Source organism: Corynebacterium sanguinis (assembly GCF_007641235.1).
GTDB classification, from domain to species: Bacteria; Actinomycetota; Actinomycetes; order Mycobacteriales; family Mycobacteriaceae; genus Corynebacterium; species Corynebacterium sanguinis.
Genome location: NZ_CP038157.1, coordinates 1,060,016 through 1,075,270, shown reverse-complemented (window position 1 = coordinate 1,075,270; position 15,255 = coordinate 1,060,016). Strand labels below are relative to the sequence as shown.

14 protein-coding genes are annotated in these 15,255 nt (G+C 66.5%); 4 read left to right on the top strand and 10 right to left on the bottom strand.

The window, feature by feature from the left end; translation table 11 throughout:
- Positions 1 to 10: 10 nt before the first annotated feature.
- The 9 genes from fbaA to E3227_RS05210 all read right to left on the bottom strand — a co-directional run bounded on the left by fbaA (position 11) and on the right by E3227_RS05210 (position 10,084).
- Complete coding sequence (gene fbaA / locus E3227_RS05250) at positions 11 to 1,045, bottom strand: class II fructose-bisphosphate aldolase (RefSeq protein WP_144317787.1); 1,035 nt, start codon at positions 1,043 to 1,045, stop codon at positions 11 to 13.
- Positions 1,046 to 1,124: 79 nt separating this feature from the next.
- A complete protein-coding gene (locus E3227_RS05245) occupies positions 1,125 to 2,333 on the bottom strand; it encodes a glycoside hydrolase family 76 protein (RefSeq protein WP_144317786.1) in 1,209 nt (402 codons plus the stop codon).
- Between the two features lie 47 nt (positions 2,334 to 2,380).
- A complete protein-coding gene (locus tag E3227_RS05240; RefSeq protein ID WP_144317785.1) occupies positions 2,381 to 3,028 on the bottom strand; it encodes a TrmH family RNA methyltransferase in 648 nt (215 codons plus the stop codon).
- Complete coding sequence (pyrE, locus tag E3227_RS05235) at positions 3,015 to 3,551, bottom strand: orotate phosphoribosyltransferase (RefSeq protein ID WP_136648989.1); 537 nt, start codon at positions 3,549 to 3,551, stop codon at positions 3,015 to 3,017. Before pyrE ends, E3227_RS05240 begins: the two co-directional genes overlap by 14 nt.
- 18 nt (positions 3,552 to 3,569) lie before the next feature.
- Positions 3,570 to 4,631, bottom strand: coding sequence for a type III secretion system chaperone family protein (locus tag E3227_RS05230; protein ID WP_144317784.1), 1,062 nt, complete (start codon positions 4,629 to 4,631; stop codon positions 3,570 to 3,572).
- A 32-nt stretch (positions 4,632 to 4,663) separates the two neighbouring features.
- Positions 4,664 to 5,506 (bottom strand): sulfurtransferase, encoded by an 843-nt coding sequence (locus E3227_RS05225; RefSeq protein ID WP_144317783.1) that lies wholly within the window; start codon positions 5,504 to 5,506, stop codon positions 4,664 to 4,666.
- Positions 5,507 to 5,549: 43 nt separating this feature from the next.
- Complete coding sequence (locus tag E3227_RS05220) at positions 5,550 to 5,966, bottom strand: DUF4265 domain-containing protein (RefSeq protein WP_136648993.1); 417 nt, start codon at positions 5,964 to 5,966, stop codon at positions 5,550 to 5,552.
- 65 nt (positions 5,967 to 6,031) lie between these two features.
- Positions 6,032 to 8,590 carry an ATP-dependent chaperone ClpB gene (clpB, locus tag E3227_RS05215; protein ID WP_144318599.1) on the bottom strand — a complete coding sequence of 853 codons (2,559 nt, stop codon included), beginning with the start codon at positions 8,588 to 8,590 and terminating at the stop codon, positions 6,032 to 6,034.
- Positions 8,591 to 8,695: 105 nt separating this feature from the next.
- Complete coding sequence (locus E3227_RS05210) at positions 8,696 to 10,084, bottom strand: sodium/glutamate symporter (RefSeq protein ID WP_170228634.1); 1,389 nt, start codon at positions 10,082 to 10,084, stop codon at positions 8,696 to 8,698.
- A 55-nt stretch (positions 10,085 to 10,139) separates the two neighbouring features.
- Here E3227_RS05210 and E3227_RS05205 point away from each other — a divergent pair, with 55 nt between their 5' ends.
- Positions 10,140 to 11,111: a ferredoxin reductase domain-containing protein gene (locus E3227_RS05205; protein WP_144317781.1), complete on the top strand. Its 972-nt coding sequence runs from the start codon at positions 10,140 to 10,142 to the stop codon at positions 11,109 to 11,111.
- Here E3227_RS05205 and E3227_RS05200 read toward each other — a convergent pair.
- Positions 11,108 to 11,911, bottom strand: a complete 804-nt coding sequence (locus E3227_RS05200; RefSeq protein WP_144317780.1) for a carbon-nitrogen hydrolase family protein — start codon at positions 11,909 to 11,911, stop codon at positions 11,108 to 11,110. The genes E3227_RS05205 and E3227_RS05200 overlap by 4 nt on opposite strands.
- Before the next feature lie 90 nt (positions 11,912 to 12,001).
- On the opposite strand from E3227_RS05200, the gene E3227_RS11450 reads away from it, so the two are divergent.
- From E3227_RS11450 to E3227_RS05190, 3 genes are read left to right on the top strand one after another with little or no spacing between them, the layout of a single operon-like run.
- A complete protein-coding gene (locus E3227_RS11450; RefSeq protein WP_136648996.1) occupies positions 12,002 to 12,277 on the top strand; it encodes a hypothetical protein in 276 nt (91 codons plus the stop codon).
- Entirely contained in the window at positions 12,270 to 13,403 is a 1,134-nt protein-coding gene (locus E3227_RS05195; RefSeq protein ID WP_144317779.1) for an alpha/beta hydrolase, read from the top strand. The genes E3227_RS11450 and E3227_RS05195 overlap by 8 nt, the downstream gene beginning before the upstream one ends.
- 25 nt (positions 13,404 to 13,428) lie before the next feature.
- On the top strand, positions 13,429 to 15,189 hold the full coding sequence (locus tag E3227_RS05190) for a pyruvate dehydrogenase (RefSeq protein WP_144317778.1): 1,761 nt from the start codon (positions 13,429 to 13,431) through the stop codon (positions 15,187 to 15,189).
- The last annotated feature ends 66 nt before the right edge of the window (positions 15,190 to 15,255 follow it).

Here is a 15,255-nt window from a genome sequence, read left to right as displayed (position 1 = left end):
ACGCTTTTTCTTACTTGGACAGGGTCTTGCCCACGGAGTGCAGGTCCTCGCACGCCTCGATGACGCGCTCGGACATGGACTGCTCCGCCTTCTTCAAGTAGGAGCGCGGGTCGTAGACCTTCTTGTTGCCCACCTCACCGTCGATCTTGAGCACGCCGTCGAAGTTGGAGAACATGTGGCCGGCGATCGGGCGGGTGAACGCGTACTGGGTATCGGTGTCCACGTTCATCTTCACCACACCGTAGGACAGGGCCTCCTCGATCTTCTCCTTCTCGGAGCCGGAGCCGCCGTGGAAGACGAAGTCGAAGGGCTTGGAGCCCTCCTCGAGGCCGAGCTTGGCAATCGCGGCCTTCTGGCCCATGTCCAGCACGTCCGGGCGCAGCTTGACGTTGCCCGGCTTGTACACGCCGTGGACGTTGCCGAAGGTGGCGGCCAGCAGGTAGCGGCCGTGCTCGCCAATGGCCAGCGCGTCGATGGTCTTCTCAAAGTCCTCCGCGACGGTGTAGAGGTTCGCGCCGGACTTCGCCTCGACGCCGTCCTCCTCGCCGCCGACAACGCCGATCTCGACCTCGAGGATGATGTTCGCCGCGTGCGCCTTGGCCAGCAGCTCCTTGGCAATCTCGAGGTTCTCATCGATCGGGATGGCGGAGCCGTCCCACATGTGGGACTGGAACAGCGGCAGCTCGCCGCGGTCGACGCGCTCCTGGGAGATCGCGATCAGCGGGCGGACGAACTCGTCGAGCACTTCCTTCTGGCAGTGGTCGGTGTGCAGGGCGATGTTGACGTCGTAGTGCTTGGCAATCTCGTGCGCGAAGGCAGCCAGCGCGGTCGCGCCAGCGACCTTGTTCTTCACGCCCAGGCCCGAGCCGAACTCGGCGCCGCCGGTAGAGAACTGGATGATGCCGTCGGACTCAGCCTCGGCAAAACCCTTGATGGCCGCGTTGATCGTTTCGGACGAGGTGCAGTTGATGGCGGGGAAAGCGAAGCCGTTCGCCTTCGCCCGGTCGAACATCTCGTTGTAGACCTCGGGGGTTGCGATGGGCATGGAATAAACCTCCAGGATGGTTGTTCGTGTGCACCCCCAGTATGCCCGTTTTGGACCGTCGTCGCAGTCGCTGCCGCCCTTATTCGGAGTCCTCCGGCTCCCCGCCCGCGATCCGCGCCGCCGCCTCAAGCAGCATCCAGCCGGAGAGCTGCACGGAGAGGTCGCGCTCGTCGATACGCACAAGCCCCACCGCCTCGCTTATCGACGACGGCCCCAACCCGTAGTTGTGCGGCAAGCGAGCGTCGTCAGACCACTCGGAGGCGAAGATGGGCAATCCGTCGACCTCGAGCCGGTGGTTCCACAGCGACTCCGCCGACGCCATCACCATGCGCGCGGCGACTTTGCGTGTCGCGATGTTCTCGCGCGAATCCTCCGGCAGGCGCAGCGCAACATCGGCAAGGTAGCGCGCGAGGATCCCCTTGAACAATGCGCCGTCACCGTCGCGCGTTTCATGCGGCGGGCAGAGAATCACACCCTGCGGGGTGGCCAGGTGCAGGGCGATCGCCTTGACCAGTTCGCGAATGTGGGTGATGTAGAACACCGAGGCATCAGCGCGGTGGGAGTGGTCGAAGGAATCAATGGGGTCTGTGTTGCCCAGGCCGACGTCGTCACGCAGCGCAAGCGCGATCTCGAGGGAGGCACCGAGCACGGTGCCCTGGTTGTAGGTGTAGATCTTGTCCACCACCTCGGGCCCATGCATGCGCATGCGGATTCCGTCGTTGACCAAGCCGGAGTCGGCGCTGAGATTGTCGTAGATCCAGTCCGTCATCGCGCGCGCCTTGTCCAGGCGGCCCGTGCGGGCGAACAGGATCGATGCCGGCCCGTTCGACGGCACGTTGTAGTAGGTCTCCCCGGCGCGCCACGGCAGGACCCCGGTGACGGGGTCGATGCCGGCGAGGATGTTGAACTCGAGGGCGTCAAGTGCCTTGGTCCGCTCAATGCCCTCAAGCGCTGTTGCGCGGTTCCAGGCGAGCGCGAGCCACGACTTGTCGTCGTAGTACTTGTTGCTGGCCAGGTCGCCGCGGCTGCGCAGGCGCATCGCGCGCAGGGTGTCGCCTATGCGCTTGCGGCGCGTTTTGGTGGGGCGTCGGCACGCGGCGTCGATCTGGCAGTCGAGATAGTGGGCCTGCCACCAGTAATGCCAGTGCACGAAACCGCGCTCCGGGGAGCGTGGCGGCCAGGCGACGACGGCGAGGTTGGTTCCGGGCAGGCTCCACAGGCGGGAGGCGTGGCGCTCATTAATCGCTGATTCCGCCAAGTCAGCGCGATGAGACCACTTCTCGGCCATCAGAGCACCTCATTTCAGTTGGACACCCACAAAGATATAAGACGAATCTACCAGGATTGCTCAAGGTCTCCGTGCTGCCGGATCCAGGCGTGCATGGCGATGCCCGCCGCCACGCCCGCGTTGATCGAGCGCGTCGAACCGAACTGGGCAATCGAGCAGGTCATCGCCGCGGCACTTGCCGCGTCGTCGGTGATCCCGGGGCCCTCCTGGCCGAACACCAGCACGCACTCGCGCGGCAGATGCGCCGTTTCCAAGGGGACCGAGCCGGGCGTGTTGTCTATGGCCACGATCGCCAGATCCCGCTGCGCAGCCCACTGCGCCAGATCCGCCACGGTGTCGTGGTGGATGATGTGCTGGTAGCGGTCGGTGACCATCGCGCCGCGCCGGTTCCAGCGCCGCCGCCCGACGATGTGCACCGCTGCGGCGAGGAAGGCGTTGGCGGTGCGCACGACGGTGCCGATGTTCATGTCGTTCTCGAAATTCTCGATCGCCACGTGGAACGGGTGGCGGCGCTTGTCCAGCTCGGCGCGGATCGCCTCGAGCGAGAGGTAGCGGTAGGCGTCGACCACGTTGCGGCGATCGCCGTGTTCGAGAAACTCCGGGTCGTAGCGCGGATCCTCCGGCCACGGGCCCTGCCACGGCCCGACGCCGTGGCGGCCCTCGCCCCATTCGGTGGGGCCTTTAGCTGAGTCCAAGGTCCTCGAGTCCGAGCAGGTAGCGATACTCTAGGCCTGCCTCGCGCAGCACTTCGGCGGCCCCGGTGGCGCGGTCGACGACGGTGGCCACGGCAACGACCTCCGCGCCCTCCGCGCGGCACGCCTCGACCGCGGTCAGCGGCGAGTTGCCCGTAGTCGTGGTGTCCTCCACGACGAGCACGCGCTTTCCGCTAATCGACGGCCCCTCCACGCGCCGCTGCATCCCATGCTTTTTCGCCTCCTTGCGCACCACGAAGGCGTCGATGTCGCGGCCCGGCGCGTGCATGATCGCCGCGGCCACCGGGTCGGCGCCGAGGGTGAGCCCGCCGACGGCGTCGAAGGTGAGGTCGTCGGTAAGCTCGCGCAGAAGCTGCCCGATGAGCGCGGACGCGCGGTGGTGCAGCGTCGCGCGACGCAGGTCCACGTAGTAGTCGGCCTCGCGCCCGGACGACAAGGTGACCTTGCCGTGCACGACGGCGAGGTCTTTGACCAGCTGGGCAAGCTCGTTTGTGGCATCGTTCATGGGATTAAACCTTACTCGTTAGCCGAAAATGGACGGCGGGGTCTGGTCGCGGCGCACACGCGTGAGGTCGGCGCCGGTCGGGCTTTCAAGCTCCTCGGCGATCGGCGCGACCTCATCTGCGCCCACCGCACGCGGCTGAACCGTCCCGCGCACCGCACCGGTCGTGCGCGTCGGCATCGCCCGCGGCTCCTCGGGCCGCGTCACGCGGGTCGAACCCGACGCCTGCTGCTTCTCGACGCCCTCACCAACGACCCCACTTACCGCCATCTCGCGCGTCGGGTGCGCGAACTCGACCGCCGCCCAGCTGCGCGGCGGCAGGACGCGGGCGGCGTCGGCAAGCAGGGCGAGCGGGGCGAGCATGGCGTCCCAATCCTGCGGGGTGGAGTTCTTCGCGGTCTGGGCGAGCACCCACTCCGATTCGCACCACGCGGCCAGCACTGCGTCGGGGAACTGCTCGAGCGCGGTGCGCACGCGGATGTCGAGGAAGCGCTGCACTGGCGCGACCTCCGTGGCGAAGACGCTGAAGTCTTCAACGCGCTCGACCTCCATCAGGTCGGCGGAGGAGTCGGCCACGAAGCCGTCGCGGCGGAAATCGACCACGATATCGCTGACCTCGCCTGTGCGCATCGCCATCACGGTCACCCCGCCGAGGTCCATGACGTGGGTGTCGTGGCCGAACACAGTGCCGGACGCGATGTCCTTCGGCGTCGCGCCGGAGGCCGCGGCCCCGCGGGTCCACTCCCCGCCGAGCAGCTCGTCGCTGCGGGAAAACTCCAGGCCCTTCGCCTGCGCCCACGCGCGGCGCTCCCGCCGGCCGCGGCGACCCGAGCCCGGGAGCTGGAGCCCCGAGCTGCGGTGCGGGGTGGCCAGTTTCACCGGCTCCGAGGCGGGTTCGGGTGCGGGTTCTAGCTGGGGCTCCGGCAGCGCTTCGGGCTCGGACTGCGGGGCTTCTAGCGCTGCGGGCGGTTCTGGGGCACGCCGCGGCTCCGGCTCAGCGGGGCGCTGCCGCGAGTCCGCGTACCACAAAGCGCCGGCGGCGAGAAGCGCCACCACAGCGAGGAAGATCAATACGTAGGCCATCGCATGATGATGTTACTGCGTGGCTGTGCCAATTAGAGGTTGCGGGCCACCGGGTTTGTCGGATCCCCGCTCCACTGCGACCACCCCGCCACGTAGTGCGAGGCCACCGGCAACCCGGCGTGGGCCATCGCCGCGATCAGCAGCGCGGAGTGGTTGCCCGAGCCCGAGTACACCACGACGTCCTCCGGCGCGGTGTTCTGCGTGACCCCGAGCTGGGCGAACCGGTCCCGAATCGTGTCGATGCCGACCACCTGGCGCGTCTGCTCATCCAACAGGTCGCCCACGGGGAGGTTGAGCGCCCCCGGGATGTGGCCCGCTTTGAGGTCGAGCAGCTCGCGGCGGCCTTCGTAGCGCGCGGCGTCGCGGGCGTCGATGAGCAATCCTGCGAAATCGCGGACCTGGTCGATCTCCACCATCGGCAAGCTGCCCGGCCGCGCGGTATAGGAGGCGCGCACGGTGACGTTGCCGGGGCCCGCAACGGTGTCGAAATCGGCGGCGTCCCAGGCGCGGAAACCGCCGTCGACGATGAAGACGTCCTCCACTCCCATCCAGCGCAGCGTCCACCACGCGCGCGCGGAGAAAACCCCGGCACCCGTGTCGTAGATGTAGACCGGACGGCCCTGCTCAATGCCCCACTCGGCGAGGAATTGCTCCAGCGACTCCAGCGTCGGGTGCGGGTTGCGGCCTGACTCGCGGCCCGGCATGCCCGCCAAGGTCACGGCGGGGTCGCAGAACATGGCGGTGGGAATGTGCTCGGATTGGAACTTGGACCACGCTTTGCCCTCAACCGGCTCCCACAAGACGGCGAGGATAGTTTGCTTTTGACCGGACCGGATACGCTCGTTGAGCTCGCTGGCGGAGACAAATACCGTCATGGGCCCCAAGCATAGGGAACCGATGCTGATCCCGCCGGGTAAGTTACGCCGTGTAACCAGGCGCCTGCTCGATCACGCCCTCGGCCTCGAGGCCATCGAGCCACTCCATAATTCCCTCGCGCGGGCAGTCCGGGCCGATGCTGGCGGCCAACATCCCGCCGGGTCCGAGCTCCACGCGACACCCCAGAGCTAGAAGCGTCTCGGCGATGTCGTCGTTGGAGTACTCGTTCGTGGGCATGATCCGCACGGTCGACGAGCCGCCGCGCACAACCACGCGATCAACGTGGTAGCACCGGTTGACCAGCACACATTCCACAATGTCGCCGAGCGCCAGCGTCGTATCCACGAAGGGGACGCTGGCCACGACAAAGATATTCGGCCCCAGCTGGTGTGCAGCCAATTGCTCGTTCTCCACTCCCGGAACGGCCACTCGGGTGATGATCATCGTCGTCGGCTGCATGGTTGGCAGTGTAGTGCCTCGGCGGGTCGCTGGTGGAGCCAACCCATCGCGCCCGCCGCGCGTGTCTACTTCACAGCGTCGACGCTCAAGGCTTCGCCGCCCTCGGCCACATCCACTGCCACGGTGTCACCGTCGCGGACGTAGCCTGCCAGCAACTCCTTGGCCAGGCGATCGCCGATGGCCTGCTGGATCAGGCGGCGCAGCGGGCGCGCGCCATAGGCCGGGTCGTAACCGCGCTCGGCCAGCCACGCCTTGGCCGCATCCGACACCTGCAAGGTCAGGCGGCGAGAGGCGAGGCGCTCTGCGAGCTGCTCGAGCTGGATGTCGACGATGCCCACGAGCTGGTCGGCGGACAGCGGCTCGAACACGACGACGTCGTCAAGGCGGTTGATGAACTCCGGCTTGAAGTGGTGGCGCACCGCCTCCATAATCTGCTCCTGCGAACCGCCCGCACCCAGGTTCGAGGTCAGGATGATCACGGTGTTACGGAAGTCCACCGTGCGGCCCTGGCCGTCAGTCAGCCGGCCCTCGTCGAGCACCTGGAGGAGGACGTCGAAGACATCCTGGTGTGCTTTCTCCACCTCGTCGAAAAGCACGAGCGAGTACGGGCGACGCCGCACGGCCTCGGTGAGCTGACCGCCCGCGTCGAAGCCGACGTATCCCGGAGGGGCACCGACCAGGCGTGCCACGGAGTGCTTCTCGCCGTACTCCGACATGTCGATGCGCACCATCGCGGTCTCGTCGTCGAAGAGGAACTCGGCCAGCGCCTTCGCCAGCTCCGTCTTACCCACGCCTGTGGGCCCGAGGAAGAGGAAGGAGCCGATTGGGCGGTTCGGGTCGGCCACCCCAGCGCGCGAGCGGCGCACCGCATCGGACACCGCGGTGACCGCGTCGCCCTGGCCGACGACGCGCTCGCCCAGCACGGACTCCATGTTGAGCAGCTTCTCGGTCTCGCCCTGCATCATCTTGCCTGCCGGGATACCCGTCCAGCTCGAGACGACATCGGCGATCACATCCGGGGTGACCTCCTCGGTGAGCATCGTGCGCGACGCGTCGTTCGCCTGGCCCTCGGCCTCGGCGACCTCCTGCTCAAGCTCGGGAATCCGGCCGTAGCGCAGCTCGGAGACCTTGGCGTAGTTGCCCTCGCGCTCGGCGATCTCGGACTCATTGCGCAGGCGCTCGAGCTCCTCCTTCGCGGACTGGACGCGGTCGATCTCGCTCTTCTCGTTCGCCCAGCGCGCCTTCATCTCGCCCAGAGTCTCGCGCTGGTCCGCGAGCTCCTGGCGCAGTGCGCTCAGGCGTTCCTGCGACGCGGCGTCTGACTCCTTGGCCAGCGCGATCTCCTCGATCTCAAGGCGGCGCACGATGCGCTCGAGCTCATCGATCTCCTGCGGGGAGGAGTCGATCTCCATGCGCAGGCGCGAGCCGGCCTCGTCGACCAGGTCGATGGCCTTGTCCGGCAGGAAGCGGTTAGTGATGTAGCGGTTCGACAGCTCCGCGGCGGCGACCAGGGCGGAATCCTGGATGCGCACGCCGTGGTGCACCTCGTAGCGCTCCTTCAGGCCGCGCAGAATTCCGATCGTGTCTTCTACCGTCGGCTCACCCACGTACACCTGCTGGAAGCGGCGCTCCAGCGCGGCGTCCTTCTCGATGTACTTGCGGTACTCATCCAGGGTGGTCGCGCCGACGAGGCGCAGCTCACCGCGGGCGAGCATCGGCTTAATCATATTGCCGGCATCCATCGCACCCTCACCGGACGCTCCGGCGCCGACGATGGTGTGCAGCTCATCGATAAAGGTGATGATCTCGCCCTCGGAGGAAGTGATTTCCTCCAGCACGGCCTTGAGTCGCTCCTCGAACTCGCCACGGAACTTCGCGCCCGCGACCATCGAGCTTAAGTCGAGCGAGATCAGCGTCTTGCCCTTCAGCGACTCGGGAACGTCGCCAGCGACGATGCGCCGCGCCAGGCCCTCGACGATGGCGGTCTTGCCCACGCCGGGCTCTCCGATGAGCACCGGGTTGTTCTTGGTGCGGCGGCTGAGCACCTGCACCACGCGGCGGATCTCGGAATCGCGTCCGATCACGGGGTCGATCTTGCCTTCGCGGGCACGCTTGGTCAGGTCCGTGGAGTACTTCTCCAGGGCCTGGAACTGGTCCTCCGGGGACTCGGAGGTGACCTTTTTGTTGCCGCGCACGGAGGGGAAGGCCCCCTTGAGCACGTCGAAGGTAGCGCCGCGCTTTTTCAGCAGCTCGGCGGCCTCGTCGCTGCCGCGCGCAATCCCGGCGAGGAGTACCTCGGTGGAGACGTACTCGTCGCCAAGCTCGCCGGCGAGCTCCTGGGCGGTGTTAATCGCGGTGAGCGCGTCGCGGTTAAAGTTCGGGTTGGCCATGTTCTGGCCCTCCGCCTTGGGGTAACCCGCGACGATCTCACCCGCCTCACGGGCGACGACCTCCGGATCGACGCCCGTGGCCTTCAGCACCGGCGCGGCGATGCCGTCTTCTTGGGTAAGAATCGCCTCGAGCAGGTGCGCGGGGCGGATATCGGGGTTACCGGCAGACGACGCCTTCTGCAGCGCCTGCTGGATTGCCTCCTGAGTTTTGGTGGTGGGGTTAAACGATGCCAATGTGGCCACGTTCCTTTCGTTCTAGTTTTTGTTATCCACCATCTCCAACGCCACAGAAGTTGAGTCTGTTCCACTCAAGGTGAAAATTTTCCCGCGGCGACGGACCTAGTCCGCCTTCGTCACCGTTTGAATCCGCGTCGACCTGCCTTGAAGACCCCCATTTCCTTTGCCATGTTTCTTCGCGGGCACCCACTTCAGCGCGAAGCTCATGATGAGCACACCAACCGCAATGGCGAAGGAAGCCCACCCGAAACCAGTTGTGAATCCCGCAATCACCGCGATCGGCGCGAGGATGGTCATGCCGATTTCAAAGGGCGCGAAGCCGACGTAGGCCACGCCGTACTCGTTGAGCGTGCCGGATTTCAGCTTCGGGTCGACCATCTTCAGCAGCGCGATACCTGTTGCGACTGCGGCGGTGGCCCAGCCCCAGCCGAAGATGCCACGCTCGAGCCAGTTCTCGCCGAAGAACAAGGGCCCCGCCCACAGCATCCACACCACACAGAAGAGAGTGCCCAGAACGAACATGAGCACGAGCGCCTGCCAGTAATCGGCGAGCGCCGCGGGAACGATCGAGGCGATACCGAAGGCGATCATGTAATCGGTGGCCGCGCCCGAAATCGAGCTGACAGTGTCGCGGTCAAGGTAGTTTTCGCGACCGGCAACGCGCAGCAGCATGCGACCAATCAGCCCCACGACGAAGGACATGGCAAACAGCGGGATGGACACGTTTGGCCACTGGTCCTTGATAAGTCCGTTGAGCAGGTAGGCAATTAGCACCGTAAACACGATGAAACCGCCGTGCAGCGCAAGCGGCTCAATCGACGAGGGGTTGGTGGTTGCCTTGCCGATGGACGGGCGATCCACCTCGTTCTCGATATATCCTGTGCGCAGGTCCGCCGGGAGCTCGCCTTTGAGCTCGGTGGCCCGGCCCGCGCGGATGCCCAAGTTGGCCACGATGACACCGCCCACAATCGCCACCAGCGTGCCCACGGTCGCGGAGGTAAAGCCCAGCGAGGAAGCCTCCGCAATACCGATGCCCTCCAGCGAGGACCCCACTGCCGCGGCGGTGCCGAAACCGCCGACGAAGCCGACGGGCAGCATCATCCCGAACCAGGGCTCGGTGCCGAACAGCGGCGCGAACAGGTACAGCCCGAGAAGTATGAATATGCCCCACTGCCCCATGAACATCGCGGTGGAGTAGGCCCACATATTGCGGGCCCCGGAAGCAATGGAGCCACCGAGATCCATGGAGAAGGCCATAGAGGCGAACACCACAGCGATAAGCAGCGTGGTGTAGGTGCCCACCTGGTCGGACCAGTTGATCAGTCCGAGTACTTCGGGGCCGATCAGGAGCCCGATCAACCCAGCGGTGATCGGTGCGGGTAGAAGCAGTGCCTGAAGAACCTTGAGTCGGTTGCGCAGGACGTTGCCGACGATGAGCAGGATGGAGATCCAGCCGATATCCGTAAGCAGTGTGTAAGGGGTGTATTCCACAGCTACGACGATATCCGAGCCACAGCACTTGTGAAGCATTAGTAGGCTAAAAACTATGGATCGGTTCTCACAGGAAGTGCGCACGCTGCGCAGCGAGCGCGAGCGCGTGCGCGAGCAGCTTTTCAGCGCCATCATCGCCGAGCTGCCGCAGGGCGCCGGCATGTTTCCGCGGGATTCGAACAAGGTCTCGCACGAGCTTATCGACGCTCTGACCTACATTTTCCTGACCTCAAGCCGTACGGCGACCCTGCCCGAATCCACCCTTCACACGCTGCGCGCATGGGCCCTGGACCTGCGCCGCTACGGCTTCCCTCCCACCGCCTACGCGGTGTTCGCACGCCTGATCCGCCAGGTACTTTCGGCGGGCATCGAGGCGCGCTTCGTGCTCGAGGACGCCGCAGCCGAGATGGCGCGTACCGCCCACGCCGCCGATGTGGAGGGGGTCCCGGCGGCCGCCGCGGCGCGGGTGACGGCGGTGCGCCCTGAAGGGGGCATACACGTGGTTCGCCTCGAAGCGGGGTTTCCCCTGGGCTACCGTCCGGGCCAGTTCATGCCGGTGTTGCAGGTTGGCCGCCAGGGTGTGTGGCGCAACCTCGCCCCGGCGCTGCCGGCGAACCCGTTTAGCCAGTTGGAGTTCCATGTCACGTGCGAGATCGAGGTACAGGTCGGCGATTACGTCACGCTCGGCGCGGCGCGAGGCATGTGGCCGAGCTTCGCGCGCAGCGAGCTCAGCGTCACCGCGGTGGGCTCAGGCACGGCCGCGGCGAAGGCGATCGTGTTTCACGCCCTGGAGATGCCGCAGCCGCCGCGGGTCCGCCTTGCGCTGCTCGGCGAGGTCGCGCAGCGCTCGACCTTCGAACGTCTGGCCGCGGTGTGCGAGTGGTTCAGCATTGTCGAGACCCCCTCGACGTCCGGGGAGGTTGTCTACTGCGGCCCGGAGGTCGACATCGCCGCCTTGAACCCCCCTCCCGGGGTGCTGCGGGTCTGCCCCGATGCCCCGGAGAAGTGGTCGGTGCCGGCTTCCTAGCTGGCGTGGTGAAGCAGCGGCAGGCTGGCGCGGGCCTCGGCGACTGCCGCGATGTCAATGTCGGCGTAGACGATTTCGGGCCCGTAACCTGCCTCGGCGATGCGCTGCCCGTTTGGTGCGACGACGACCGAGTGACCGATGCCGGTCGGCCCGCTGGCCTGGCCCGCGTGGGCCTCTCCCCCGGGCCTAGCCTGGTCGGCCGCGACGATGAACACCCCGGTGTCCAGTGCGCGCGCGACAGTGAGGGTGCGCCACTGCTCGCGCTTGTTCTTCCCGTCGGCCCAGCTCGTGGGCACGACGATCACCTCCGCACCGAGCCGGGCGAGGTTTTTGAACTGCTCCGGGTAGCGGATGTCAAAGCACGTGGCCACGCCCACCACGGCACCCTCGTGGACGAAGGTGACCAGCTCGCCCCCGGGCTTGACCGTGGCGGATTCTGTGTAGTCGGCCACGTCGAAGGTGTGGATCTTGTCGTAGCCCTTGTGCACCCCATCGCCGGTGATCAGCGCAGTGTTGTAGACGCGGTTGAGCCCGTCCATTTCATCGGCGGGGCGGAACATTCCGGCGACGATGGTCACGCCAAGCTCCTCGGCCAGCTCGCGCAGCCCGGTGGAAAACGGGCCGTCGAGCTCTTCAGCCTGGGTGTCCAAGCGCCCCTCGTCGAAGCCCTGGCTGGTGGCCTCGGGCGTGACAATCAGCGTCGCCCCGTTCGCGGCCGCCTCCCGAATGCCGACGGACACGTTGGTCAGGTTCTCGCCTTTATCAGGCCCGGTGGTCACTTGCAATAGCGCGATTTTCATAAGCTCAAGAGTATGTGGATAACCCGGGGTTATCCACAGCCGGGCGCATGCGCGGTTGTGCTTCGACCTACCGCCGGTATATCTGCGCCTATGAATTACATCGAACTCAACACCGACACCGCCGACACCGCACGCACCGCACTCCCGCCGTTCACTCCCCTGCCCCGCACGAGCCTGCCTGCAGGCCTCACCGCGGTGGCCCTTGAGCGCTTCCAAGCAAGCGCCCACATGCTTATCGACGCCCACCTCAACGCCGCCGCAACCCGCTGCAGCGCGATCGCCACCTTCGCCGACCGGGTCCATGCCGTCGACGCCGATACCGCCACCACGTTGAAGGCCACGTTGAAGGAGGCGCGCGATGTATAACCCACGCCTCAACCCGGCCGCCCTGCGCGCGGCGGCGATGGTGCTCGGGCACGCAGCGGCGCAGAGCCGGGACCGGGCAGCCCGCGTCGAGGCGGCGCCCGGGGCGATCGCGGCCACGGGATTCGCCGGGGCCACCGCCGTCCTCGGCCTAGCCGGCTTCCCGATCTGGGCGCTTCGGCTGTTCTCCGTGGCGGCGCTATTTGAGCACGCCGTGGTGATCCTGGAGTCGTCGGCAAGCGCGCAGGAGAAGCTCGACGCCCTGGCGCACGTTGCGCTCAACCTCCACTTCGCCGAGCTGGTCTACCAGCTCAACGTCATTGCCCACCTGCTTGACCTGCACACCGCGCGGGCGTTGCGCGGCCTGCTCGCCGGGGAGGATGGCCCCGCCGACACGCTGGCAGACCACCTCGGTGAGCCGATCGAGGTCATCGACGCCCGGCTCGCCCCGACGCTTCCCGCGGCCACGCTGCGCGATATCCGCGACGCCGGCGGGATGGTGCTGGAGACGGGCCCTGGTGGGACGACGGTGGTCATCGGCGACACCGTGGACCCGGCGCGGGTGACCACGATGGTTGCCGGGGTATCCACGGGAGCGCCCGAGGAACTCGGCGCTGAACTGGCCAATGCGCGTTCCATCGCCTCCGCCACGGGAGGCGCCGTCGTGGTCTGGCAGGGGTATAAACCCCCGCCGAGCGTAATCCACGGCATCGACCCCTCGGCTGCGCGCACCGGCGGGGTGGCGCTCGCCGAGTTCCAGGCCGCGCTGCGCGAGCGCTACCCCGACGCGCGGCTGACCGTGCTGTCGCACAGCTACGGCACTGTCGTGGCGACCCGCGCGGCCCAGGGTCCGGGGCTTGCGGTGGACGACCTGTGGCTGTTGGGCTCCCCGGGCGTTGGGGTGTCGAGCGTCGATAAGCTTGAGCTCGTGGGGCCCGACCCGCAGGTGTTTGTGGCCGACGCCGACAACGACCCGATCATTGCCACGCGGTTTCGCCACGACGCGGCCCACGGGTACTCCCCCTCCGCCGAGTCGTTCGGGGCAACCCGCGTCGACGGCGTGCGCGGCGACCACGGCGCATACTTCACGGACCCGGCGCTGCTCAGGGCCCTTTCCCAGCCCAGCTAAGCGTGCGCGGCCGTATCATCAGACCATGGTTACCAACTTTGTCCAGCAGCTTGTTGAAACCCTCGAACGCCTCGGTGTTAAACGCATTTACGGGCTCGTCGGGGACTCCCTGAACCCGCTGTCCAATGCCGTGCGTACCTCCAGCATCGAATGGATCCACGTCCGCAACGAGGAGGCCGCCGCCTTCGCCGCCGCCGCAGACTCCCTCTCCACCGGCGAGCTCGCGGTGTGCGGTGCCTCCTGCGGGCCGGGCAACACCCACCTCATCCAGGGTCTGTACGAGGCGCACCGCAACGGGGCGAAGGTCCTCGCGATCGCCTCCCACATCCCGTCGTTGGAAATCGGGTCCGAGTTTTTCCAGGCCACCCACCCCGAATACATCTTCCAGGAATGCTCGGGCTACCGGGAGGTCGTGCACTCGGGCACCCAGGGCGCGCGCGTGTTGCACAACGCGCTGCAGTCCACCCTCGCGGGCGGCGGGGTATCCGTCATGGTGGTGCCAGGCGACGTGTTTAACGACGAGGTCGTCGACTCCACCACGGTGAGCTCGACGTATGCCACCGGTACAGCCAAGCGCGTCTTCCCTGACCCCGCCGAGGCCGCAGCGCTCGTGCGCGCGATCAACGAGGCCGATACCGTCACCATGTTCTGCGGCTACGGCGCCCGCGACGCCCGCGAGCAGGTCTTCGCGCTGGCAGAGAAGATCAAGTCCCCCATCGGGCACTCGTTTCGCGGCAAGATGTTCATCGCGCACGACAACCCCTTCGACGTGGGCATGTCGGGCCTGCTCGGCTACGGGGCCTGCTACGAGGCGTCGAAAGAAGCTGACCTCTTCATTATGGTCGGCACCGATTTCCCGTACACCGAGTGGCTGCCACACAAAAACGTCGCCCAGATCGACATCGACGGCACGCACATCGGTCGGCGCACGAAGGTAGCGGTGCCCGTGGTGGGCGATGTGGCCAGCGTGATTGACAACATCCTGCCCCACATCGAGGAGAAGGAGGACCGCTCCTTCCTCGATCGCATGCTCACCCGCCACGCGGCACTGCTCGAGGACGTGGTGAGCAAGTACACCACCCCGGCGCGCGAATCGCGCACCCCGATCCACCCGGAGTTCGCCGCGTCCGTACTCGACGAGGTCGCCGCCGACGACGCGATCATCACCGTCGATACCGGCATGTGCAACGTGTGGTCCTCGCGCTACTTCACCCCCAACGGCCGCCGCGCGGAGCACGCCTCCTACCTGCACGGCACCATGGCTAACGCGCTGCCCATGGCGATCGGTATCCAGGCGGCCAACCCGGACAGGCAGGTGATCTCCTGGTCGGGCGACGGCGGCTTGAGCATGCTGCTCGGCGAGCTTCTGACCGTGAAGCTGCACAACCTGCCGATTAAAACGGTTGTGTTCAACAACTCCTCGCTCGGCATGGTGAAACTCGAGATGATCGTCGAAGGCTTCCCCGATTTCCAGACCGACCACGAACAGGTCAACTTCGCCGCCATCGCCGAAGGCGTTGGCATAAAGTCCTTCCGGGTCGAAGACCCCTCCGACCTCAAGCAAGCGCTTGTCAACGCCCTCACCCACGACGGCCCCGCGCTGGTCGACATCGTCACAGACCCCGACGCGCTGTCTCTGCCGCCGGACATCAGCTGGGACATGCTCAAGGGATTCACAACGGCCAGCGTGAAGACCGTCCTCGACGGCGGCGTGGGCCGCATGGTGAACCTGGCCCGGCGCAACATTCGTCAGATTGGCGCGGCGACCGCGATTGTTAAGCCGTAGAGGTTACGTAACCACAATATGAATGTTTTGTTATCCAATCGGAACACGTGCGCCTGTGGTTTGCCT

Coding starts and splice junctions, on each gene's coding strand:
- E3227_RS05205 (WP_144317781.1), top strand. CDS start 10,140: ATGGATCGGTTCTCACAGGAAGTGCGCACGCTGCGCAGCGAGCGCGAG.
- fbaA (WP_144317787.1), bottom strand. CDS start 1,045: ATGCCCATCGCAACCCCCGAGGTCTACAACGAGATGTTCGACCGGGCG.
- E3227_RS11450 (WP_136648996.1), top strand. CDS start 12,002: ATGAATTACATCGAACTCAACACCGACACCGCCGACACCGCACGCACC.
- E3227_RS05225 (WP_144317783.1), bottom strand. CDS start 5,506: ATGACGGTATTTGTCTCCGCCAGCGAGCTCAACGAGCGTATCCGGTCC.
- E3227_RS05190 (WP_144317778.1), top strand. CDS start 13,429: ATGGTTACCAACTTTGTCCAGCAGCTTGTTGAAACCCTCGAACGCCTC.
- E3227_RS05230 (WP_144317784.1), bottom strand. CDS start 4,631: ATGGCCTACGTATTGATCTTCCTCGCTGTGGTGGCGCTTCTCGCCGCC.
- E3227_RS05200 (WP_144317780.1), bottom strand. CDS start 11,911: ATGAAAATCGCGCTATTGCAAGTGACCACCGGGCCTGATAAAGGCGAG.
- E3227_RS05220 (WP_136648993.1), bottom strand. CDS start 5,966: ATGCAGCCGACGACGATGATCATCACCCGAGTGGCCGTTCCGGGAGTG.
- pyrE (WP_136648989.1), bottom strand. CDS start 3,551: ATGAACGATGCCACAAACGAGCTTGCCCAGCTGGTCAAAGACCTCGCC.
- E3227_RS05245 (WP_144317786.1), bottom strand. CDS start 2,333: ATGGCCGAGAAGTGGTCTCATCGCGCTGACTTGGCGGAATCAGCGATT.
- E3227_RS05195 (WP_144317779.1), top strand. CDS start 12,270: ATGTATAACCCACGCCTCAACCCGGCCGCCCTGCGCGCGGCGGCGATG.